The sequence below is a fragment of the Streptomyces sp. NPDC091282 genome, from assembly GCF_044757385.1.
GTDB lineage: Bacteria > Actinomycetota > Actinomycetes > Streptomycetales > Streptomycetaceae > Streptomyces > Streptomyces gramineus.
The window spans coordinates 328,015-349,353 of the sequence record NZ_JBIVUX010000003.1 but is presented as its reverse complement, the minus strand read 5'-3'; the positions used below and the strand labels follow the sequence as shown (position 1 = coordinate 349,353).

Annotated in this window: 14 protein-coding genes; 4 read left to right on the top strand and 10 right to left on the bottom strand. The window is 73.0% G+C overall.

Annotated features, from left to right (window positions below; genetic code table 11):
• Positions 1–46 precede the first annotated feature (46 nt).
• A complete protein-coding gene (locus tag ACIQOE_RS15430) occupies positions 47–931 on the top strand; it encodes a DUF4429 domain-containing protein (protein WP_401411882.1) in 885 nt (294 codons plus the stop codon).
• Between the two features lie 41 nt (positions 932–972).
• On the opposite strand, the gene ACIQOE_RS15425 is transcribed toward ACIQOE_RS15430, so the two are convergent.
• Positions 973–1,767 carry a class II aldolase/adducin family protein gene (locus tag ACIQOE_RS15425; protein ID WP_351318278.1) on the bottom strand — a complete coding sequence of 265 codons (795 nt, stop codon included), beginning with the start codon at positions 1,765–1,767 and terminating at the stop codon, positions 973–975.
• A 139-nt stretch (positions 1,768–1,906) separates the two neighbouring features.
• On the opposite strand from ACIQOE_RS15425, the gene ACIQOE_RS15420 reads away from it, so the two are divergent.
• Positions 1,907–2,413, top strand: a complete 507-nt coding sequence (locus ACIQOE_RS15420) for a pyridoxamine 5'-phosphate oxidase family protein (RefSeq protein WP_401411880.1) — start codon at positions 1,907–1,909, stop codon at positions 2,411–2,413.
• A gap of 6 nt (positions 2,414–2,419) precedes the next feature.
• On the opposite strand, the gene guaA is transcribed toward ACIQOE_RS15420, so the two are convergent.
• Positions 2,420–4,000, bottom strand: a complete 1,581-nt coding sequence (gene guaA, locus ACIQOE_RS15415; protein ID WP_351933061.1) for a glutamine-hydrolyzing GMP synthase — start codon at positions 3,998–4,000, stop codon at positions 2,420–2,422.
• 311 nt (positions 4,001–4,311) lie between these two features.
• Between guaA and ACIQOE_RS15410 the strand changes: the two genes are divergently transcribed.
• A complete protein-coding gene (locus tag ACIQOE_RS15410; RefSeq protein ID WP_351933063.1) occupies positions 4,312–4,599 on the top strand; it encodes a chorismate mutase in 288 nt (95 codons plus the stop codon).
• Positions 4,600–5,313: 714 nt separating this feature from the next.
• Here the strand turns inward: ACIQOE_RS15410 and ACIQOE_RS15405 are convergent.
• The gene (locus tag ACIQOE_RS15405; protein ID WP_365554800.1) at positions 5,314–6,459 is read right to left on the bottom strand and encodes a hypothetical protein; all 1,146 of its coding nucleotides are present in this window, start codon (positions 6,457–6,459) and stop codon (positions 5,314–5,316) included.
• A 205-nt stretch (positions 6,460–6,664) separates the two neighbouring features.
• Here ACIQOE_RS15405 and ACIQOE_RS15400 point away from each other — a divergent pair, with 205 nt between their 5' ends.
• On the top strand, positions 6,665–7,690 hold the full coding sequence (locus tag ACIQOE_RS15400) for an LAETG motif-containing sortase-dependent surface protein (protein ID WP_365554803.1): 1,026 nt from the start codon (positions 6,665–6,667) through the stop codon (positions 7,688–7,690).
• A gap of 151 nt (positions 7,691–7,841) precedes the next feature.
• On the opposite strand, the gene ACIQOE_RS15395 is transcribed toward ACIQOE_RS15400, so the two are convergent.
• From ACIQOE_RS15395 to ACIQOE_RS15365, 7 genes are all read right to left on the bottom strand, one after another.
• Positions 7,842–9,617, bottom strand: a complete 1,776-nt coding sequence (locus ACIQOE_RS15395) for a GMC family oxidoreductase N-terminal domain-containing protein (RefSeq protein WP_399012419.1) — start codon at positions 9,615–9,617, stop codon at positions 7,842–7,844.
• Between the two features lie 77 nt (positions 9,618–9,694).
• Positions 9,695–11,320 (bottom strand): succinic semialdehyde dehydrogenase, encoded by a 1,626-nt coding sequence (locus ACIQOE_RS15390; RefSeq protein WP_365554807.1) that lies wholly within the window; start codon positions 11,318–11,320, stop codon positions 9,695–9,697.
• A gap of 134 nt (positions 11,321–11,454) precedes the next feature.
• Positions 11,455–12,510, bottom strand: coding sequence for a serine/threonine-protein kinase (locus ACIQOE_RS15385; protein WP_401411876.1), 1,056 nt, complete (start codon positions 12,508–12,510; stop codon positions 11,455–11,457).
• A gap of 46 nt (positions 12,511–12,556) precedes the next feature.
• Positions 12,557–14,203, bottom strand: a complete 1,647-nt coding sequence (locus tag ACIQOE_RS15380; RefSeq protein WP_401411874.1) for a serine/threonine-protein kinase — start codon at positions 14,201–14,203, stop codon at positions 12,557–12,559.
• 88 nt (positions 14,204–14,291) lie between these two features.
• Positions 14,292–16,031, bottom strand: a complete 1,740-nt coding sequence (locus ACIQOE_RS15375; RefSeq protein WP_399012423.1) for a serine/threonine-protein kinase — start codon at positions 16,029–16,031, stop codon at positions 14,292–14,294.
• Positions 16,032–16,209: 178 nt separating this feature from the next.
• A complete protein-coding gene (locus ACIQOE_RS15370; protein ID WP_401411872.1) occupies positions 16,210–19,023 on the bottom strand; it encodes a protein kinase in 2,814 nt (937 codons plus the stop codon).
• A 136-nt stretch (positions 19,024–19,159) separates the two neighbouring features.
• Positions 19,160–21,241 (bottom strand): protein kinase, encoded by a 2,082-nt coding sequence (locus ACIQOE_RS15365; protein WP_401411871.1) that lies wholly within the window; start codon positions 21,239–21,241, stop codon positions 19,160–19,162.
• Between the last annotated feature and the right edge of the window lie 98 nt (positions 21,242–21,339).

The window sequence follows — 21,339 nt, the reverse complement described above, 5'->3', positions numbered from 1 at the left end:
GGTGAAGGTACGGCCGACAGGTTGACCCGGCTGCGAGAATTCCCCCATGGCCGAGATCATCCAGCGGGACGGGACCTGGGCCTTCGACGGCAGCACGGTCCGGATCACGCCGGGGCGCCACCGCTCCGTGCCGCTGTTCCGGCAGACGTACGGGGAGATCGCCGTGCCGCTGGAGGCGGTGGCGGGGGTGGTGCACGAGCCGGAGCGCAAGCACGGGAGGCTGAGGCTGCGGCTGCGCGAGGGGGCGGATCCGCTGCTCCAGGCGACCGGCGGGAGGCTTCCGGAGGCGGCGGATCCGTATCTGCTGACGGTGGACGGGGACCGGTCCGGGGTGGCGGAGTACGTCGTGGCGGAGATCCGGCAGTCGCTGCTGCTGGACCAGGTCCCGATGGAGCCGACGAAGGCGTACCTGCTGCCGGGGCCGCCGGTGCCGGTGTCGGTGCGGTCCTCGGACGGCACGGTGTCCTTCGACGGTACGCAGGTGCGGATCGACTGGGCCGACACCTCCGACCGGGTCAAGCGGGCGACCGGCCCGCGGATCATCGGCGTCGGCGACCTGGTGCAGGTGGAATGGCTGCCCAACTCGGGCTACGAGGACGGCTTCCTGCGGTTCGTGACCCGGGAGACGGCGTTCTCGAAGCTGCCCGCGGAGCGCGACCCCTATGCGCTGGACCTGTGGGGCAGTGTCCGCCGCGATCTGCTGACGGCGCTGGTCGCTGCCGCGGTCACGGCCCGGCTGCCGCACCCCTCGACCCGCGCGGGCGCGGAGCACGCCGACCGGGACCGGCCGCCGGCCGTGCCGCGCCGGTCGCCCGACCACCACGACGTCCTGCTGCGCAGGCTCCGGGAGCTGGGCGAGCTGCACCGCGACGGCGTGCTGACCGACGAGGAGTTCGCGGTGACGAAGGCGGCGGTGCTGCGCAGCTTCTGAACCGACGGCCCGGCAGCGCCCCGGCAGGGACGCGGCGGCCTCTAGCTCAGCAGGTCCGGTTCGGCGCGGCTGATGTCCTGCCACAGGGGCTGGTAGTTGATCCAGGCCACCAGGTCGCCGCCGAGCTGTTCGCGGGTGGCGACGGCGAGTTTGTGGTCGATGAGCAGCGGGCGTCCGGCCGCCTTCGCGGTCAGCTGGACCTGCGCGGACTTCTCCATGGACAGGAACCACCAGGCGGCCGCGTCGACCGAGTCGCCGACGGTCAGCAGCCCGTGGTTGCGCAGCACCAGTGCCTTGTGGGAGCCGAGCGCGTCGGCGATCCGCCGGCCCTCCTCGGCGTCGACGGCGACGCCGGTGTAGGCGTCGTAGAGGGCGTGGTCCTCGTAGAAGGCGCAGCTCTCCTGGCTGATCGGGTCGAGCAGGTCGCCGAGGGCGGACAGCGCGCGGCCGTGCACGGAGTGGCAGTGGGCGACGGCGACGACGTCCGGGCGGGCCGCGTGCACCTGGGCGTGGACGGTGAAGGCGGCCTGGTTGACGTGGTACCGGCCCTCGATCACCTGGCCGTCCTGGTTGGCGAGGACGAGGTCGCTGACGGTGACGTGCTTGAACGGCATGCCGAACGGGTTCACCCAGAAGCAGTTCGAGTACTCGGGGTCGCGGGCGGTGATGTGGCCGGAGACTCCGTCCTCCAGTCCGGCCCGGCCGAAGATCCGCAGCGCGCCCGCCAGCCGTTCCTTGCGGTGCCGGCGCTCGTCGTCCAGGGAATCGTGCATCGGCGGCATCGCGAACCGGAGCTGATCCGTGGGCAACGGCAGGGGCGGAGTCGGCCCGTGCATAGGTCCTCCAGCACTGGGTTTGTGTTACGGGCGGAAGTTACCGTCGGTCAGCGCAGGAAAACAGAGCTGTTCTGTAAAGATGACGCCCGCGAGCAAAACACGACAGAAGATGTCGTGTATCGGCAACAGACTGGCACGCATGACACGCACCATCCCCGCAACCGGAACCCCTGCCGTCCGCTGGGCGGACTTCGCCACGGCCGCGCCCGACCTGGCCGGAGCCGCCGAGGCCCGCTTCGCCACCCACCAGCACCACGTCCTGGCCACGCTCCGCAAGGACGGCTCACCACGCACCTCGGGCCTGGAGGTCCGGTTCCTGGACGGCGAACTCTGGCTCGGCATGATGCCGGACTCGGTGAAGGCCCTGGACCTGCTGCGCGACCCGAGATTCGCGCTCCAGGCCAACCCCGGGGAGGGCACCGGCATGGGCGGCGGGGACATCCGGATCGGCGGCCGGGCCCACGAGGTGACGGACGCGGCCGTGAAGGGGAGGTTCACGGAAGAGGTGGTGGTGCCCGAGGGACCGTTCCACCTCTTCCGTGCCGAGCTGACGGAGGTCGTGCGGACCCGCGTCGAGGACGACACCTACCTGGTCGTCGAGGCCTGGCGGCCCGGCGGGCCCGTGCGCACGGTCAGGCGCACGTAGGGCCCGCTACTCCCACTCGATGGTGCCCGGCGGCTTCGAGGTGACGTCGAGGACGACCCGGTTGACGTCGCGGACCTCGTTGGTGATCCGGGTGGAGATCTTCGCGAGGACGTCGTACGGCAGGCGCGACCAGTCGGCCGTCATGGCGTCCTCGGAGGAGACCGGGCGCAGCACGATCGGGTGACCGTAGGTGCGGCCGTCGCCCTGGACGCCGACCGAGCGGACGTCCGCGAGCAGGACCACCGGGCACTGCCAGATGTCGCGGTCCAGGCCGGCCGCGGTCAGCTCCTCGCGGGCGATGGCGTCGGCGTCGCGGAGCAGGTCGAGCCGCTCCTTGGTGACCGCGCCGACGATCCGGATGCCGAGGCCGGGACCGGGGAAGGGCTGGCGCTGGACGATCTCCTCCGGCAGGCCCAGCTCCTGGCCGACCATGCGGACCTCGTCCTTGAACAGCTTGCGCAGCGGCTCGACGAGCTGGAACTCCAGGTCCTCGGGAAGACCGCCGACGTTGTGGTGGGACTTGATGTTGGCCGTGCCGGTGCCGCCGCCGGACTCGACCACGTCCGGGTAGAGGGTGCCCTGGACGAGGAACTCCACCGCCGGGCCCTCGTCCGCGATGATCTCGGCCTGCGCCTGCTCGAAGACCCGGATGAACTCGCGCCCGATGATCTTGCGCTTCTCCTCCGGGTCGGAGACGTCCTTCAGCGCGCTCAGGAAGCGCTCCTCGGCGTCCACGACGACCAGCTTGACGCCGGTCGCGGCCACGAAGTCCTTCTCGACCTGCTCGGTCTCGCCCTTGCGCATCAGGCCGTGGTCGACGTACACGCAGGTCAGCTGGTCGCCGATGGCGCGCGCGACGAGCGCCGCGGCCACCGCGGAGTCAACGCCGCCGGACAGACCGCAGATGGCGCGCTTGTCGCCGACCTGCTCGCGGATGAGGGCGACCTGCTCCTCGATCACGTTGCCGGTGGTCCAGGACGGGGTGAGGCCCGCGCCCCGGTACAGGAAGTGCTCCAGCACCTGCTGGCCGTGCGTGGAGTGCATGACCTCGGGGTGGTACTGGACGCCGTAGAGCTTCTTCTCGTCGTTCTCGAAGGCGGCGACCGGGACGACGTCCGTGGACGCGGTGACGGTGAAGCCCTCGGGCGCGGCGGAGCAGGCGTCGCCGTGCGACATCCACACGTGCTGCTCGTCCGGGGTGCCCTCGAAGAGGGTGGACGACGCCCTGGAGACGTGCAGGTCGGTGCGGCCGTACTCGCGGGCGCCGGTGTTGTCGACGGTGCCGCCGAGGATCTGCGCCATCAGCTGGAAGCCGTAGCACATGCCGAAGACGGGGACGCCGGCCTCGAAGAGCGCGCGGTCCAGGCGGGGGGCGCCCTCCTCGTACACGGACGAGGGGCCGCCGGAGAGGATGACCGCCGCCGGGTTCTTGGCGAGCATCTCGGCGACCGGCATGGTGCTGGGCACGATCTCGCTGTAGACCCGGGCCTCGCGGACGCGGCGGGCGATGAGCTGGGCGTACTGCGCGCCGAAGTCGACGACCAGGACGGTGTCGGGGGTGGCGGCAGCGGGAGTCGCTGATGACACGGGGTGCCTTCCGGCGGTGGGGCGGGGGTCTGTGGTTACCGATTCTAACGGGGCGGGCGGGCGGCGCCCTGACGAGGTGGTGTGGCATACTCGCCGCCATGCTCACGCAGACGACCTTCACCTTTACCTATGGCGACCGGCCCGCCGGCTGCCATGGTCGTTTCGCTTGAGCACCTACTGACGAGCGACTTCCCAGGCGCCCCGGGCCGACAAGGTCCGGGGCGCCTGGTGTTTCTCCGGATCCTGCCGGTCCGGGGCCCCTCCCCCGCGGGAGAACCGCCTGGGAAACCCCGAAGACGAGGAGCCCCGACATGAGCGTCACCCCCGCCGAGAAGACCGGCGCCCGGACCGCCGAGGCCGCCGGAGTGATCACCGGCGCCCGGGAGCGCATCGACGCGCTAGACGACCGGATCATCGGCCTGATCCAGGAACGGATGGCGGTCTCCGCCGTCATCCAGGAGGCCCGCATCACCTCCGGCGGCCGCCGGGTGAACCTGTCCCGGGAGATGGAGGTCCTCGGCCACTACAGCGACGCGCTCGGCAGGCCGGGCACCGCCCTGGCCATGACGCTCCTCGAACTGTGCCGCGGCCGGATCTGAGTTCGGGCGGACCTGAGTTCGGGGCCTTCTCACCCGTACGGCGCGTGACCGGCACCCGGAACGCTTCGTTGGTGGGGTGTCCGTGCCAGCCAGGGGCGGGCCCGAAAGAACCACGCGTGGCTCACTGGAGCGATGAGGCGTACGGATCGTGCCGTGCGCCGTGGGACCTCGCTCCAGTCACGTGACCGGACGGCAGGGGACAGCAGCCCGGTCACACCTGAGACGGCCGGCTCCGGGGACGCCCGGGGCCGACCGGCGGAAAATTGCAAAAATGCATAAGGGCTGGGTCAAACGGTTGCGGAGGCCCCGTGCATCCAGCACGATGCCCAGGGGGCTCCCACAGCCTTCACGAGTTCCCAAGTCCCGGTTCAGGCAGCGTAATTGCCGTGCGCCGACCGCCCGCCGAAGGTCGACACCCGCCGTACGCCCCGAGTGCGCCGGGGCGCCCGTTCGGGGCGCGGACGGTGGCACAGGGCACAGAGACCAGCGGCGCAACCCCCCGGCGCCGCTCCCAGGCACCGACGCTGCCCTGACGTCGGTGCTGACGAAAGAAGGGCCCCGCGGCTCCGTCCCGCGGGGCCCTTCGCCTTCCCTGAAAGCCTCTCCGCCTCCCTGAAAGCCTCTCCGCCTCCCTGAAGCCTCTCCGCCTTCGTGAGAACCGCTCCGCGACGGCCTGCCCGCCGTCCGGGCCCGCGGCTTTGGCAACCAGGTCGGCTAGGTGCGGCTGACCGTGCCGCAGCCCTCCGGGCCCTCGCCGATCTTCCGGCTGCGGTCGTACGGGTCGACCGACGGCCCGCTCGGCGCGGCGCTGCCCGTCGGCGCCTGCGACGGGAACTGCGGGTGCAGGAAACCGTCGTCGACGTCGCAGGCCGAGTTGCCCGCGTCCTCCAGATAGCGGACGAGGGTCAGCCGGCCCGGGGTCACCCGATAGCGCACGGGATCGGGAAGCTCGGTGTCGACGATCCGGCGCACGATGGTCCGGGCGACCTCGCCGGAGCCGTCGACGGGGACGACCGGGTAGACGAAGGTGAAGTCCGCGTGCACGGCCACGCCGCCGAACCTGCCCTTGGCGAAGGTGATCCGACCGCGGGTCTTGACGACCTTGCCGGCCGGCATCACGTCCTCGGGGTCGAAGCGGCTGAAGAGCAACAGCGGGTCGTGGGCCTTGCTGGGGTGGCGCAGCGCGGTGTCGAGTTCGTCGAGCACGCGGGGCTGTCTGGGATCGAGGACCGCGAGGGCGGCGTCGGGGCGGGCGCCGGCCACGACCTCGGGGTCGAGGTTGGCGCCGACGAGCAGCTTCTTGGTCTGCCCGAGGGCCAGTTCGACGCGGTCCTTCGGGATCGAGCCGAGCGCGGTGGCCTTCGGCAGCACGATGCCGGCCGCGCCGTCGGCCCAGCGCAGCGCCGGGGAACCGGCGAACGGGTGGGCCAGGGTGGGGGTGTCGGCGGCCACCGCGGACGGCGCCGCGGTCGGGGCGGCGGTCTCGGCCGGGAGCTGCGAGGTGGCGGTGTCCACGCCGGACGCCGACCCGAAGGGGTCGCCGGGGATCAGCGACGGCCGCACCGCCACCAGGGCGACGGCGACCGCCACCGGCAGGCCGAGCACCGCCCACAGCTTGCGGCGCCGGTCGGCGCGCCCGTCCATCTCCCGCCAGGCGGGGCCGGTCCGCCACCCCTCCGGCTCCTGCCGCCCCTTGAGCCGCCCGGCCACCTGCCGGGCCCGCGCGGAGGGCTCCTTCGGCGCGGACGTGCGGATGTCCCGCTCGGAGTCGCGGATGAACTGCTCCCACACCTCGTCGGGTATGGCGGAGGGCGACGACGGTTCGTCCCCCGACGACTGCTCGGACCGTCTGTCAGACATGGCACTCTCTCGCTCGGCCGTTCGACTGGGGGAGAATAGCCCTGGAACCGGCCCTGGACACGCCCCTCCCCACGGCCGACCGGAAGTGACCAGCGTCACATAAGAATTCGGTGAATGCGGAGGCAACCATTCACTGGATTCGCCGGTCACATCACCGGAACCAGCGGTTACATCCGTCTGCCGCGCTCGATTCACGGGGGTCCTCATGAAGCTTCGCCGCGCCATGGCCGCGGCAGCCGCCACGGCTGTCATCGCGCCCATAGCCCTGCTGTCCGCACCGGCCGCCTTCGCGGACGACCAGCCCTCGGCGTCCGAGAGCGCGCCCAGCGAGATCCCGAGCGACACGGCCTCCGCCTCCCCGTCGGACTCCGCGGCACCGAGCGACAGCGCCTCCGCGTCCGAGTCGGCCTCCGCGTCCGCCTCGCCCAGCGACAGCGCGAGCGCCAGTGCGAGCGCGTCGGCCTCGGCCTCGACCTCGGCCGAGCCGTCGGATTCGGCGGAGCCCAGCGAGGACCCGTCCGACCCGGACGTCCCCTACTGCGAGGACCTCGACGAGGACTTCGGCAACGCCAAGGTGTCCGCCGACATCAAGGGCCTGCCCGGCAAGATCGTCGCCGGGGACGGCTTCCACGGCTTCAAGCTGGTGGTGACCAACGAGTCCAAGACCGACGTCGAGGGTGTCGCCTTCTACGCCGAGATCGAGAACTACGAGCTGAGCGAGTCCAAGTTCCTCAGCCCTTACGTCGACCTGGAGTTCAAGAACCCCGAGACCGGCTCCTGGGACCGGATCGGCAGCGACGACTGGGCCGGCGACTACTTCTTCTACGTCGACACGCTCAAGTCCGGCGCGAGCAAGTCGGTCGACCTGCGGGTCTCCATCGACGCCAAGGCGCCCGCCGGTGACGCCTACTCCTTCGGCTCCGGCGCCTACCTCGACAAGGTCGACGGCCAGGACTGCATCGCCGAGGGCTGGGCCCAGTACGACTTCACGGTCCTCAAGGCCGGCTCCGCCAACCCGGACCCGGGTACGGCCACGCCGAGCGAGGACGGCGGCAAGGACTCCGTGAAGCGGCCGCAGGGCGAGGTCTCCGACCTGCCGACCGGCAACCTCGCCGAGACCGGCTCCAGTTCGGCCCTGCCGGTCATCGGCCTGGTCGGCGGGGTCGCCGTCGTGGCCGGCGCCGGCGCGGTGTTCGTGGTGCGGCGCCGGAAGGCCGGGACGGTCGCGTAGCCATGTGAACGAGGTCGCGCGGACCGCCTGCCGAGGCGGCCGCGCGCACCGGACGAAGAGGGACCTGGGCTCGGAGGGGGGCACAGGTCCCTCTTCGGTGTCCGGGCGCTCGCCGTCCGGGGGCTCGTTGTCCGGGCACTCGCCGTCCGGGCTACTTCTTCGGGGGCACGGCCGGGATGTCCAGCAGCGGCAGGCGCAGCGCGCCGAAGGCCTCGGCCGGGACCGCGGGGCGGTGCGGCTCGACCGGCCGCAGCCGCTCGTACGCCTCGCCCTGCCGCGGCCGCGGGTCCGCCTCGCCCTTGTTGGGCCAGTACGACATCGCGCGCTCGGCCTGCGCGGTGATGGTGAGGGACGGGTTCACGCCCAGGTTCGCGGAGACGGCGGCGCCGTCCACGACCGAGATGCCGGGATGGCCGTAGAGCCGGTGGTACGGGTCGATGACCCCGCTCTCGCGCGAGTCGCCGATCGGGCAGCCGCCGAGGAAATGCGCGGTGAGCGGGGTGCCCATCAGCTCGCCGACGTTGCTGCCGGCGAAGCCGTTGATCTCGGCGGCGAGCACGGTCGCGGCCTTGGAGGCTGCCTTGATCTGCTTGGGGTTGGGCGCGCCGTGCCCCTGCCGGGCGGTGAGCAGGCCCTTGCCGACGCCGTCCGGTTTCAGGTACGTCGTCAGGGAGTTGTCCAGGGACTGCATCACCAGGCCGATGATGGTCCGTTCCGACCAGCGCCGGTTGGAGAGCGAGCGCAGCACGAGCATCGGGTGGCGGGCCGCGTTCGCCAGCCAGCCGAGGACGCGGGAGGAGCCTTCCGCGTACGGCACCTGGAGGATGGACATGCCGCCCATCGCGTTGGAGCCCTTGCCGTAGCGGACCGGCTCGATGTGCGTGTTCGCGTCCGGGTGGATGGAGGACGTGATGGCGACGCCCCGGGTGAAGTCGGCCTTCGGGGTGCCGTGCGCCCTGCGGTAGCGGCGGTCGTCGGTCTGGGCGCCGACCAGCGCCTCGGAGTTGGTGCGGGTGAGGTCGCCCAGCCGGTCGGACAGGTACGGCAGTTGGCCGCCGGCCTTCATCCGGTGCAGCAGCGTCTGGGTGCCGTAGGTGCCGGCCGCGACGACGACCCGGCGTGCCGTGAAGGTCCGGCCCTTCGCCTTCCGGTCGTCGGTGGGGAGGGTCGCGACGGCGTACCCGCCCCGCGAGTCGTCGGTGACGGAGACGACGGTGGTCATGGGGTGGACGACCGCGCCCGCCCGCTCGGCGAGGTGCAGGTAGTTCTCGTTGAGGGTGTTCTTCGCGCCGTGCCGGCAGCCCGTCATGCACTCGCCGCACTCGGTGCAGGCGTTGCGGGCGGGACCGGCGCCGCCGAAGTAGGGGTCGGCGACCTGCTCGCCGGGTGCGGCCTTCGCGTCGCCGGCGGCGTCCTTGCCGTCGCCGAAGAAGACGCCGACAGGGGCGAGATGGAAGGTGTCGCCGACGCCCAGCTTCTCCGCCGCCGCCTTCAGGTGCACGTCGGAGGGGGTCATCGTCGGGTTGAGCCGTACGCCGAGCATGCGCTCCGCCTGGTCGTAGTACGGCTTCAACTCCTCCTGCCAGTCGGTGATGCCACGCCACTGGGGGTCGTCGAAGAAGGCCTTCGGCGGGACGTAGAGGGTGTTGGCGTAGTTGAGCGAGCCGCCGCCGACGCCCGCGCCGGCCAGCACCATGACGTTGCCGAGGAGATGGATGCGCTGGATGCCGAAGCAGCCGAGCTTGGGCGCCCAGAGGTAGTTCCTGATGTCCCAGGAGTTCTTGGGGAGCGACTCACGGGTGAAGCGGCGGCCGGCCTCCAGGACGCCCACGGTGTAGCCCTTCTCCGTCAGACGCAGGGCGGTCACGGATCCGCCGAAGCCTGATCCGACGACGATGACGTCGTAGTCGTAGGTGTCCTGGGGCACGGGTGCTCCTCGTCGAGTTTCGCGTGCGGGCCGTCAGTGGTCGATCGCGCGGGTCTCCGCGTCCCCGGAGGGGCGCCTCAGCGCAGCCTCAGCGCCTTCATCACCTTCAGACTCGTGCTCATGAAGGCGGCGTACTTCTCGTCGTCCATGCCGAGGGAGGGGGCCATGGGGAGCAGGCGCTGCTGGGCCACGGTCTGCGCCTCGGTGTACTTGAGGATGCCCTCCGAGCCGTGCCGGCGGCCGAGACCCGAGTCCTTCATGCCGCCCATCGGGGACTGGACGCTGCCGTAGGCGGGCGCGTAGCCCTCGTTGACGTTCACGGTGCCGGTGCGCAGGCGGGCGGCGACGGCGCGGCCGCGGCTGCCGTTCCTCGTCCAGACCGAGGAGTTCAGGCCGTACGGCGTGCCGTTGGCGTGCTCGACGGCCTCGTCCTCGGTCCTGAAGCGGTAGAGGGAGACGACCGGGCCGAAGGTCTCCTCCGTGCAGACGGCCATCGCGTCCTCGACGCCGTCCAGGATGGTCGGCTCGTAGAAGTAGGGGCCGATGTCGGGGCGTGCGGTGCCGCCCGCGACGACGGTCGCGCCCTTCTCCACGGCCTCCGCCACGTGGCGGCTGACCGTCTCCAACTGCCGCTCCCCCACCAGGGATCCCATGTCCGCGCCGTAGGCCAGCGAGCGGCCCAGCCGCATGGCCCTGGTGCGGGCGGCGAACCGCTCGACGAAAGCGTCGGCGACGGACTCGTGGACGTACAGCCGCTCGATGGAGATGCAGAGCTGGCCGGCCGAGGAGAAGCAGGCGCGGACCGCGCCGGCCGCCGCCTTCTCGATGTCGGCGTCCTCCAGGACCAGCATGGCGTTCTTGCCGCCGAGTTCGAGGGAGACACCGACCAGCCGGGCCGCCGCGCCCTGCGCGACCTCGCGCCCGGTGCGGGTGGAGCCGGTGAAGGAGACGTAGTCGGCGTGCCGGACGACCTCGGGGCCGACGACCGGGCCCTCGCCGAGGACGACCTGGAAGACGTCGGCGGGCAGCCCGGCCTCGATGAGGATGTCGCGGGCCCACAGGGCGGTCAGGCAGGTCTCGGTGTCCGGCTTCATGACGACCGCGTTGCCCGCGACGAAGGCGGGCAGCGCGTCGCCGACGGAGAGTTCGAGCGGGTAGTTCCAGGGGGCGATCTGGCCGACCACGCCCCGCGGGTGCCGGAGTTCGGTGACCTTGGTGAGGGTGGGCATGGCGCCGGCGTGCCGCTTGGGGCGCAGGTAGGCGGGCGCCTTGCGGCCGTAGTGCCGGGCGGCCACGGCGACGGCCTGCACCTCCTCGTGCGCGTGCAGGCGGGCCTTGCCGGTCTCCAGCTGGATGAGGTCGAGGACCTCCGCCTGCCGGGCCAGCACCAGGTCGTGGAAGCGCAGCAGGACGGCCGCGCGCTGCCGCACCGGCACCTTCGCCCACACGGCCTGCGCGGCACGGGCCGCCTCGAAGGCCTTCGCCACGTCCTCGGGGTTGGACTCGGGCAGGTCGGCCAGCTTCTCGCCGGTGAAGGGCGTGTGGTTGGCCGTACGGCCGGAGCCGACGACGCCCTTGGTGAGCTGGGCGACCAGCTCGGGCGTGACCACGTCGGCGGCGGTTCGGGCCCCCGCGGGGGCGGGAGCGAGCGGGTTCGTGCCGGTGGTGGCCGGTGCGGGGGCCGGGGCCTGCGAGTCCGTCATGGCCGCAGGGTATTCGGGAGCGGGGCCTTTGGGTACCCGTGGGTAACCCGGATTCACCGAGTGCTCACACAGTGCCAGTGATCACTGGCAGGGAATGTGCTGATCAGGGGGTTGGACGGGGCGGGAGCCCGCGTTCAGCCGCGTTCCGGCTTTTTGGCGAGAAGGAGGCCGAGGGCGGCGAAGGGCGTGAGGCGACGGGGTTCGGAGGCCGTCGGGGGCGGCTCGGCCCGGGGCGAGCGCGGTGCCGGGGCCGGGGGCTCGGTGACCCACGCCGGCAGGGCCGTACCGGCGGCCTCGGCGAGGACCTCGGCCGCCTCCGGGGCGGCCGGACGGGCCTCCGGGTCGGGGGCGAGCAGGCGCTCCAGGAGCGGGCCGAGCGGACCGGGGTCCGGCGCGGTGGCCGCCCGCAGCAGCGCGCCCAGCGACCACAGGTCGGAGGCGGGCCCGGCACCGCGCCCGGCGGCGCACTCGGGCGCCAGGAAGCCGTCGGGGACGCCGTGACCTTGGGGGCTGCGCTCTTCCGGCCGGTTCCGCTGTGACTGCTGCCCTTGCTGCGACTGCGCTGACTGCTCTGTCTGCTCTGTCTGCTCTGACCGCTCCGACTGCTCCGACTGCTCCGACTGCTCCGACTGCTCCGACTGCTCCGACTGCTCCGACTGCTGACCCTGCTGTGCCTGCTGGCCCGCGCCGATGCCGAAGTCGGTCAGTACGACCCGGTCGCCCCCGGACTCCAGGAGGACGTTGGACGGCTTGAGGTCGCGGTGCACGATGCCGACGCAGTGGGCGGCGTGCAGGGCGCCGAGCACCGCGAGCCCGATCCTGGCGGCCTCGGCGGGCGCCAGCGGGCCGTCCGCGGCGAGGGCCTCCTGCAGCGACGGGCCCTCCACCAACTCCATGACGACCCAGGGAAGTTCGTTCTCCAGCAGTACGTCGAGGATGGTGACGGCGGCCGGGTGGTCGACGCGTGCGGCGGCCCGGGCCTCGTGCAGCAGGCGGTGGGCGGCGCGCTGCCGTTCCCCGGCGTCCGGTTCGCCGGTCAGGCGCGGCTCCTTGACGGCGACCCGGCGCCCGTCCTGCTCGTCGCGGGCACGCCACACGGTGCCCGTCGGCCCGGAGCCGATGCGCTCGGCGAGCCGGTAGCGCCCGCCGATCAGACGTTCCCCGACCGGCCGTTCGCCGTCTTCACTCATGGCACATGAGTACCTTGCGCACCATGCCCTTGTCGAAGCGGCACGGTCAGCGGCCCGCGGAGCGATCCGGTGCCCGGCCCGGGACGAACGTGTCCACGGCCACGTCGAAGTACTCGCGTGCCTCCCGCACCTTCCCGACCGGCGCCGACACCCACACGTCGTACAGCCGGCCGCCCTCCTCCCAGCACAGGTCGAAGGTGTGCCGGGGCCCCTCCGCCGCGCTGAACCCCTTCCAGGTGAACTCCCAGAAGGCGGCCGGGTGTCCGGAACGGGTGGTGTCGGTGACCCGGCCGTCGTGGTAGCCGGGGTTGGTGCTCGGGCCCTCGGCCGCCGCCCGCCGCATCGCCGTCCCCGGACCGCCGGTCTGCGGCTCGGACACCCGGACACCGAGCCGGAAGGCCTGACCCGGTGACAGGTAGAAGACACGCTGGCCCTGCGGGTCGCGGGTGAAGTCCTCGGGTACGGCGAGGGAGAAGCCGCCGGGATCCCGCGCGAGACGGTAACCGGACGGCACCTGCCGGGAGTTCGCGGACGCGGGCGGGGACGAGGACGGGTGTACGGACGGCGAGGCCGACGGGGGTGTCCGGGACGGGGTCGGGGCGGTGGCCGTCGGGCGCGGCGCGGAGACCGACGCCGAGGGCCCGGGAGCCGGCCCGCCGCCGCCTCCGCCGCCGTGGAAGAGCAGCGCGGCCGCCGACACCCCGGCCCCGGCCATCGCCGCGACCAGCAGCGCGGCGACCAGCACCCCGCGGGACGAGTACCGGGGCGGGCCGTCCGGTGCCGGGGCGGGCGGCCAGGGCACGTCGCGCTGGGTCGGCGTGTACGCGGCGGCGCCGTCCGCGGCGGACGCGGCCGGCACGGTCCCGGTCTCCAGGAACCCGCGCAGCATCCGCTCGGCCTCCGCCGCGCCCAGCCGCCGCTCGGGGTCCCGCTCCAGCAGCCCTCGTACGACCGGCAGCAGGGGCTCCGCCTGGGACGGTGGCCGGATCTCGTCGGAGACCACGGCGTGCAGGATCCCGCCGAGCGAGTCGCGGCGGAACGGCGACTCGCCGCTGAGGGCCGCGCACAGCAGGACGCCCAGCGACCACAGGTCGGAGGCGGGACCGGACCTGGAGCCGGACATGCGCTCGGGCGCGGTGTACTCGGGCGATCCGACGAAGGACCCGGTCTCGGTGAGCGTGGTGGCGCCCGCGACCTGGGCGATTCCGAAGTCGGTGAGCACGACACGCCCGGTGCCGGTCTCCACGAGCACGTTCGCCGGTTTGATGTCCCGGTGCAGGACCCCGGCCGTGTGCGCCGTCCGCAGCGCGCTCAGCAGGGCGACGCCGATCCGGGCGGTCTCGGCGACGTCGACCGGGCCGTTCCGGGAGATCCGGTCGGCGAGCGAGCCCCCGTCGATCAACTCCATGACGATGTAGGGGCGTTCGCCCTCCTCGACCACGTCGTGCACCACGATGATGTGCGGGTGGTGCAGCTGCGCTACGGCCTGCGCCTCACGCAGGGTGCGGTCGCGGCGCAGCCGGGCGTCGTCGTCCGGGAGCGAGTCGTCGACGGTGAGTTCCTTCACGGCGACCTGCCGGCCGAGCAACTGATCGGTAGCGCGCCACACGACACCCATTCCGCCCCGCCCGAGCCGCGTTTCCAGGCGATAACGCCCCGCGATCAGACGAACGGCTTCCCCGTCGGTCCCCATGGGCCCATGATGCCCCACCGGACGCCGCCGTTCCGGACGCCGACCGGCCAACAAACCGGACTCCGGCAGCACATGGGGGCGTACGGCGTCAGCCGGACGTTCCCGGATCCCAGCTCTGCAGCACCCATGTGAACTGTTTGCTCGCGGTGGGCCAGTCCTTCGCGGGCGACGACATGTAGATGGCGTACTCGACGCCCTCCCGGGAGTAGTAGGTCTCCTCGATCGCGCGCCGCGGCCCGGCGGTGTTCGCCCCGTCCTTGGCCAGCGCGGTCCAGGTGTAGTCCCACACCGACCCTTCCCGGTCCCGGTACAGGTTCTTCCTCATGGTCACGCGCCGGTAGTCGACCAGCCGCTGCAACTGCTGCTCCAGGTCCAGCTGGTGGGCGAACGCGTCGGAGAAGTCGGGCGAGCTGTCGACGGCGATGCGCAGGAAGTGGCGGCCGCCGTCGGGCGTGTAGTCGATCTGCTTGAGGTCGCCGTTGATGCCGTAGACGCTCCGCTTCCAGCCCTTGGGCAGGGAGAGCTTGAAGCCCAGCGGGTCCTGCACGGAATGCCAGTCGGCGGGGACCGCGCCGTCCGGCGTCGAGGTCGGGCTCGCCGGGGACGAACCGGACGTGGCCGGGCCGGCCGCGCCGTCGGATCCGTCCCGGTGGCCGGAGTTCCAGTTCTGCAGGGCGATCGCCGCGCCGCCGCCGAGGAGTGCGGCCACGGCGACGACCACGGCGAGCGTGCGCAGGCGGCGTCGGCCGGTCCGGCCGGAGGCGGGGGGTGGTCCGATGGTCGTCGCCGGGTTCGTGGAGCTGCCCGCGGTGCTCCGGCCCTCGTAGGAACCGCCGTAGGAACCGCCGCGCGAGTCGCCGTAGGGTCCGCCCTGCGCGCCGGCGTAGGGGCTGCCGTACGACGCCGAGTCCCGTGAGCTGTCGTGCGAACCGCCGTACGGGGTGCCGGGGTCGGGCCGGGGCACCTCGGTGACCTGCGACCGTGTCGGTACGTACGCCTGGGCGCCGCTGGGCCGTCGGCCCTCCGCCGCCTCGGCGAGCATCTGCTCGGTCTCCTCGGGGCCGGGCCGCTGGTCGGGCTCCTTGCGCAGCAGCGCGGTGATGACCGGCTCCAGCGGGCCCGCGTTGCGCGGTTCGGTGGCCTCGTCCTCGACGACGGCCTGCATGGTGGTCAGCGGCGAGGTGCGGCGGAACGGCGAGCGCCCCTCCACCGCGGTGTACAGCGTCGCGCCCAGCGCCCACAGGTCGGAGGACGGCCCCGGGTCGTGCCCGCGCACGCGCTCCGGCGCGAGGTAGTCGACGGATCCGACGACTTCGCCGGTACGGGTGATCGTGGTGTCGCCCTCGATCTGCGCGATGCCGAAGTCGGTGAGGAGGACCCGGCCGTCCCGGCCGAGCAGGACGTTGCCCGGCTTGATGTCCCGGTGCAGGACGCCGGCGCCGTGCGCGGCGCGCAGCGCGCGCAGCACCCACAGCCCGATCCGGGCGGCCTCCCGCGGCTCGACGCGCCCGCGTTCCTTGACCTCGTCGGCCAGCGAGTGGCCCTCGACCAGTTCCATGACGATCCACGGGCGGCCGTCGTGTTCGAGGACGTCGTGCACGGTGACGACGGCGGAGTGGTTGATGCGCGCCGCGGCCCGGGCCTCGGCCCGGGTGCGGGCCAGCAGGACGGCCTGGTCGCTCTCGGAGACGTAGAGCGCGGCCGTCAGCTCCTTGATGGCGACGGCCCGGTGCAGCACTTCGTCGTGGGCGCGCCACACCCTGCCCATGCCGCCGCTGCCGATGATGTCGGCCAGCCGGTACCGGCCCGCGATGAGCAGGCCCTGCATCTGATTCACGTTGCCCCGCAATGGTCTTGTCAGGGTCAGACTAAGGACCCCCCTGCGGTCATGGAACCGGTGGGGTCCCACGGAGACAGCACTGTGACGGTTTTCGCTTTCGGCACGGAATGTGAACGCAATCCCCCCATCGGAACGGGAACCATCCGGCTCGCACCGGCGTTGACGCTCAGCCCGTGTACTTGTACGTCGAGGACGCCTTCTCGTACAGCTGGGTCACCTTGTCCCGCTCCGACTCCGGGCCGCGGACCTGGACGATGTGGTACCGCCCATTGATCAGGAAGACCATGTTCCGTACGAACAGGTCGCCTTCCTGACTGTCCGTCCAGGTGAACTGCCCCTCGGCGGAGACCTGCTCGCCCACCGTGATGGTCCGCAGTCCGCTCGCCGTGGCCCAGCTGGAGTCCCGGTACGGCTGCAACTCCCGTTCCTTGTCGCGCTGGTACGTCATCGGGTCGCTGCCGTAGGAGGCCGCGCTGTCCCGTCCGGCGACGACGATCAGCTCGAACTTGCCGTGCGCGTACACCACCTGGCCGCTGCCGTTGCGCGGTGTGCGGCTCCAGCCCTTGGCGACGGCGACCTGGAAGCCGTCCGGGTCCTCGCGCAGGGTGAACCCGTCGCCGGCCGGGGCGCCGCCCGTCGAACCGGCGGTGGTCTGCGTCTCGGTGGACGGGGCCGTCGTCTGCGTCGGGGTCGGCTCGGTGGTCGGACCGGGCGCGGCGCTGGTCTGGCCGGCCGAGCCCGTCCGGTCGCCGCCGGTCGCGCCGCTGTCCTTCTTCGGCAGGAACAGCATGGCGTACGCGACCGCGCCAGCCAGCAGGAGCAGCACCACCAGGAGCAGCGTCCGGCCGAGTCTGCGCGGTGAACCCGCCTCCTGGCGGCCCCGCTTGTGCCGCCCGTGCGGACTGGTCGCCGGCAGCCCGGCCCGGCGCCAGCGCACCAGTTGACCGCGACGGCGGACGATCGGCAGCCGGGCCGGATCGGCGGCCGGCGGTGCGGCGACGACGTGCGCGCCGGCGTCCGGCTCGGGCGCGGAACGCACCAGCGAACGCAGCCAGCCGCGCAGCTCCTCGAAGTCCAGGCGCTCGGTGGGGTCCTGACGCAGCAGCGACTCCACGACCGGCCGAAGCGATCCGCACTCCTCGGCGAAGGCGGGCGGCTCCGAGCACACCAGCTGCACCAGTTCGGCCGTCGACTCCTCCGGATACGGCGCGTGTCCCTGCACGGCCCGGAACAGCAGCGCGCCGAGCGCCCACAGGTCGGTGGCCGGGCCGATGGGCGCCGCCAGCTGCCAGTTCTCGTGCACGGGTCCGGCCTGCTCCGGCGCCCAGCGCTCGGTGACCGGCCCGACCACGGTCATCCGCACCTGCCTGGCGCGCTCGGCGGCCAGCGCGGTCGTGGGTCCGCGCCGCGCCGTCACGGCGGCGCCCGCCTCACCCCAGCGAGGTGTCTGCGCGGGCACGACCGGACGCGGCACGTCGGTGCCGGGCCCGGCGGCCGGGAGCGCGGTGCGCTCCGCGGGAGACGTGCCGGGGCCGACGGCCGGCGGCGCGGTGCGCTCCGCGGGAGGCATGCCGGGGCGGGGCACCGCCCCGTGCCAGGACGAGGGCGCGCCGCTCACCCCGTACGGGTCGGCGATCCGCCCCGGCGGCACGGCACCGGCGGCCCGCTGGCCGCCTCCGGGCGCCTCCAGCTCGGCCTGGCCCCGCCCGTACGGCGACTGCGCGACACCGTTGGCCTGCCCCGGAACGTACGGGGACTGCGACGGGCCGTCGGACTGGCCCTGGCCGTACGGCGATTCCGATCCACCGTTCGTCCGGCCCGGACCGTACGGCGACTCCGAGACGCCATTGGCGGGACCCTGGCCGTACGGCGACTCCGACACGCCGTTGGCCGTTCCCTGGCCGTACGGCGGGCGGTGGGCGGAGGTGTCGGGGTGCTGGTCCGTGGGCGGGCGGGCGCCGGGGAGGGCGGCGCGGCCGTTCTGCTGGGTCTCCTGGACCCGGGCGGCGGCCCTGGCCCCCGCCCGGTACGCGGCGATCGCCCCGGCCCGCGCGGCGCGCACGTCGGTGCCGGTCTCCAGCGCACGCCGCTCCACCGCGCCCGTACCGGCACCGCCCGAGCCCTCCTCGGATCCGGCCGCGGGCAGCCCGCCTGCGGCACGGGCCTGGATGGCGGCGCGCCGGGCGGCCTCGGGGTCCGTGTCCGGCACGCCGGGCGCCGGGCGCGCGCCGGTCGTACCACCCGCCGCACCACCCGTGCTTCCGATGCTCCCGACGGCGAGGGCGCCCGCGCCTCCGGGACCGGCCGGACCGCCGGATATGGCGGAACCCTCCGCCGCCGCACCGCCGCCCTCACCTTCCGGCGCCGGCACCGGGTCGTACCCGCACAGCGCCTCCTCCGCCGCGCCGACCGCGAGGCCGGTCAGCATCACCCGGCCGTCGTCGCAGACGAGGACCGTGCGGGCGGTGATGTTGCGGTGCACCCAGCCGTGCGCGTGCAGCACCCGGAGGGCCATCAGCACGTCGGAGGCCACCTCGGCGGCCCGGTACGGCGACAGCGGGCGTTCGGCGAGCAGGGTCGCCAGCGACCGCGCGGAGACGAACTCGCTGACGATCCAGAGCGAACCGCCCTCGGCGAAGACGTCGAAGACCTGGTCGAGCCGGGGATGGTCGGGGATCCGGGCGGCGGCCTGCGCGGCCTCCACGGCGCGGCGCACGGCGGGATCGCTCGGCCGGCGTGTCGCGGCGCGGGCGGACGGCGGCCGGCGCGCGCCGCGGTCACGGGCCGTGAACCCGTCGGGCAGCCCCTCCGCGTCCAGCACCTCGGCCTCGACGACCTCGGGCAGCGGCACCTGCCGGACGTAGACCTCCTGCCCGCTGTAGGTGTCGAAGGCCCGGGTCTCGGTGTGTTCGTACTCGTCGGAGGGGGGCAGGGGCAGGCGGTAGCGGTCGGCGAGCACCCGACCCGCGTAGTCGTCCACGTTGCCTCCCCCGGCCGGCCGGTGGTCAAATCCGCTCGTTTCGCGGGCCGTTCCGCACACCTACCTGGATGCGTACGGTCCGCAACCACTCACGATACGTGCCGGAGGCACATTGCATTGAGGCGATGCGAATTTGTCACTTCGGCCGGAAGCTCGCCGCCAGCGTCTTCCAGGTGTCCGCGCGCAGCTCACCGTTCCAGTCCGCGGCCTTCGCGGTGTACATCAGCGCGTACCCCTGCTTCGAGCTGACGACGAACCCGCGGTCCACGGTCCGGTACTCGGTACCGCCGTCGACGTAGGTGAACTCCCAGTCGGCCGTGTTCCAGCCGCGGTAGTCCACGCTCGCTATGCGTATCTTCTGGTACTGGGAGCGGACCATGTACCGCTCCTGGTTCTTCCAATCCGCCACCGGGTCGTCCTTGGGCGTGCTCGTCCAGGCGATCAGCAGCTTCTGCCCGTCGGGCCCGGTGAACCGGTCGCCGGCGGAGCTGCCGGTCTGGAACTTCCAGCCCGCGGGCAGCCCGATCGAGTACCCCTGGCCGCCCTTGTAGGTCTGCGCCACCGACGAGCTGTCGTCGCTGCCACTGGAGTTCGACCCGGAGGAACCCCCCTTGTCGTCCGAGTCGTCCTTGCCTCCGGAGTTCCCGGAGCCGGTGGCCGCCGCGGAGTCGCCGTCGGTCTCCTTGCCGCCGCTGGTGTCCTCCTTGGTGGCGGATCCGCCGCCGGATCCCGAACCGGAAGCCGCGCCGGAGCCCTTGCTCGTGTCCGAGCTGGCCACCGCCTTGGAACCGCCGCTCTGGCCGCTCCCCTTGTCGTCCCCGTCGCCGCCGCCCAGCGTGAGGGCGAGCACGGTGCCGAGGACCGCGAGGGCCACCACCACGGCGATGATCACCAGGGTCCGCCTGGGCACCACGTCGGTCAGCGGGGCCCGGGGCACGGGCCGGGGCGCCAGGTCCAGATCCGGTGGCGGCATGACCGGCCACCCGGAACTCGCCCGGCCCGCGGCGGGCTTGGTCCCCGCCGCCGCGCCGTCCGCGCCGGTCCCGACGGAGGGGGTGGCCGCGGCGGGACGCGCGCCGCTCGCGGAGCCGGCGACCGGAGCCGAACCGGAGGCGGCCTGATCGGAGGCAGCCTGACCGGAGGCGGCGGCCGTCCCGGCAGCGGCGTCCTTCGGCCGGGCCGCGGCCGACGCGCCCGCCGCGCCCGCGGCCTTGCGCACGGACCGCAGCGCTCCGCGCAGCTTCTCCCCGGCCTCCTCGCTCCGCCGGGCCGTGGTGGCCTTCTCCTCCCGCGTCGCGTCCGGCTGCGCGGGCAGCGGCACGACCCGGGTGGCGTCGACGGGCAGGTCCTCGGGCGCCTTGATCACCGCGTTGAGCATCGCCCGCGCACCGGCGTCGTCCAGCCGCTGGGCCGGGTCCTTGGTGAGCAGCCCGTAGATGACGTCCCGGAGCGGACCCGCGTTCTTGGGTTCCTCCAGCTGCTCGGTCATCACGGCGGTCAGCGTGGCGATCGCCGACCCCTTGTCGTACGGCGGTGCGCCCTCGACCGCCGCGTACAGCAGGCCGCCGAGCGACCACAGGTCGGCCGCCGGGCCGGGCTTGTGACCGCGGGCGCGCTCCGGGGAGATGTAGGAGGGGGCGCCGACGAGCATGCCGGTGGAGGTGATCGACGGGTCGCCCTCGACCTGGGCGATACCGAAGTCGGTGAGCACGACCCGGCCGTCGCCCTCGGAGATCAGCACGTTGGACGGCTTCACGTCCCGGTGCAGGATGCCCTCGCGGTGCGCGGAGCGCAGCACGTCCAGGATCGCGAGCCCGACCTCGGCCGCGCGCCTGGGCTTGAGCACGCCGTCCTCGCGGATGACCTCCGCGAGCGACCTGCCCTCGACCAGCTCCATCACGATCCAGGGCCGGTCGTCCTCCTCGACCACGTCGAAGACCGTCACCGCGCTGTTGTTGCGGATCCGGGCGATCGCCTTGGCCTCGCGCAGGGTGCGCGTGATCAGGCGCCGCTTCTCCTCCTCGTCGATGTTCGTCGGGAACCGCAGCTCCTTGACGGCCACCGTCCGCCCGAGGGTCTCGTCCTCGGCGCGCCACACCGTGCCCATACCGCCGCGGCCGAGCACGCGTCCCAGCCGGTACCGCCCGGCGAGAAGACGCTCGCTGTTGTCCTGACGAGTCTCCTGACGGGAATTACCCGCCCGCTCCGCCTCCGACATGCGTCCCCTCATGCAACCCGCCCTGACAGAGCCTTCATTGTCCCTCACCCGACAAGTGCCCGGCGCCCAGGGTGCCCCTGATCGCCCGTCGGGGCCGG

What these genes read in the sequence shown, in the direction of transcription:
- ACIQOE_RS15390 (WP_365554807.1), bottom strand. Translation starts at nt 11,320, where the DNA reads ATGACGGACTCGCAGGCCCCGGCCCCCGCACCGGCCACCACCGGCACG.
- ACIQOE_RS15430 (WP_401411882.1), top strand. Translation starts at nt 47, where the DNA reads ATGGCCGAGATCATCCAGCGGGACGGGACCTGGGCCTTCGACGGCAGC.
- ACIQOE_RS15380 (WP_401411874.1), bottom strand. Translation starts at nt 14,203, where the DNA reads ATGGGGACCGACGGGGAAGCCGTTCGTCTGATCGCGGGGCGTTATCGC.
- ACIQOE_RS15375 (WP_399012423.1), bottom strand. Translation starts at nt 16,031, where the DNA reads ATGCAGGGCCTGCTCATCGCGGGCCGGTACCGGCTGGCCGACATCATC.
- ACIQOE_RS15425 (WP_351318278.1), bottom strand. Translation starts at nt 1,767, where the DNA reads ATGCACGGGCCGACTCCGCCCCTGCCGTTGCCCACGGATCAGCTCCGG.
- ACIQOE_RS15385 (WP_401411876.1), bottom strand. Translation starts at nt 12,510, where the DNA reads ATGAGTGAAGACGGCGAACGGCCGGTCGGGGAACGTCTGATCGGCGGG.
- ACIQOE_RS15405 (WP_365554800.1), bottom strand. Translation starts at nt 6,459, where the DNA reads ATGTCTGACAGACGGTCCGAGCAGTCGTCGGGGGACGAACCGTCGTCG.
- ACIQOE_RS15410 (WP_351933063.1), top strand. Translation starts at nt 4,312, where the DNA reads ATGAGCGTCACCCCCGCCGAGAAGACCGGCGCCCGGACCGCCGAGGCC.
- ACIQOE_RS15365 (WP_401411871.1), bottom strand. Translation starts at nt 21,241, where the DNA reads ATGTCGGAGGCGGAGCGGGCGGGTAATTCCCGTCAGGAGACTCGTCAG.
- ACIQOE_RS15420 (WP_401411880.1), top strand. Translation starts at nt 1,907, where the DNA reads ATGACACGCACCATCCCCGCAACCGGAACCCCTGCCGTCCGCTGGGCG.
- ACIQOE_RS15400 (WP_365554803.1), top strand. Translation starts at nt 6,665, where the DNA reads ATGAAGCTTCGCCGCGCCATGGCCGCGGCAGCCGCCACGGCTGTCATC.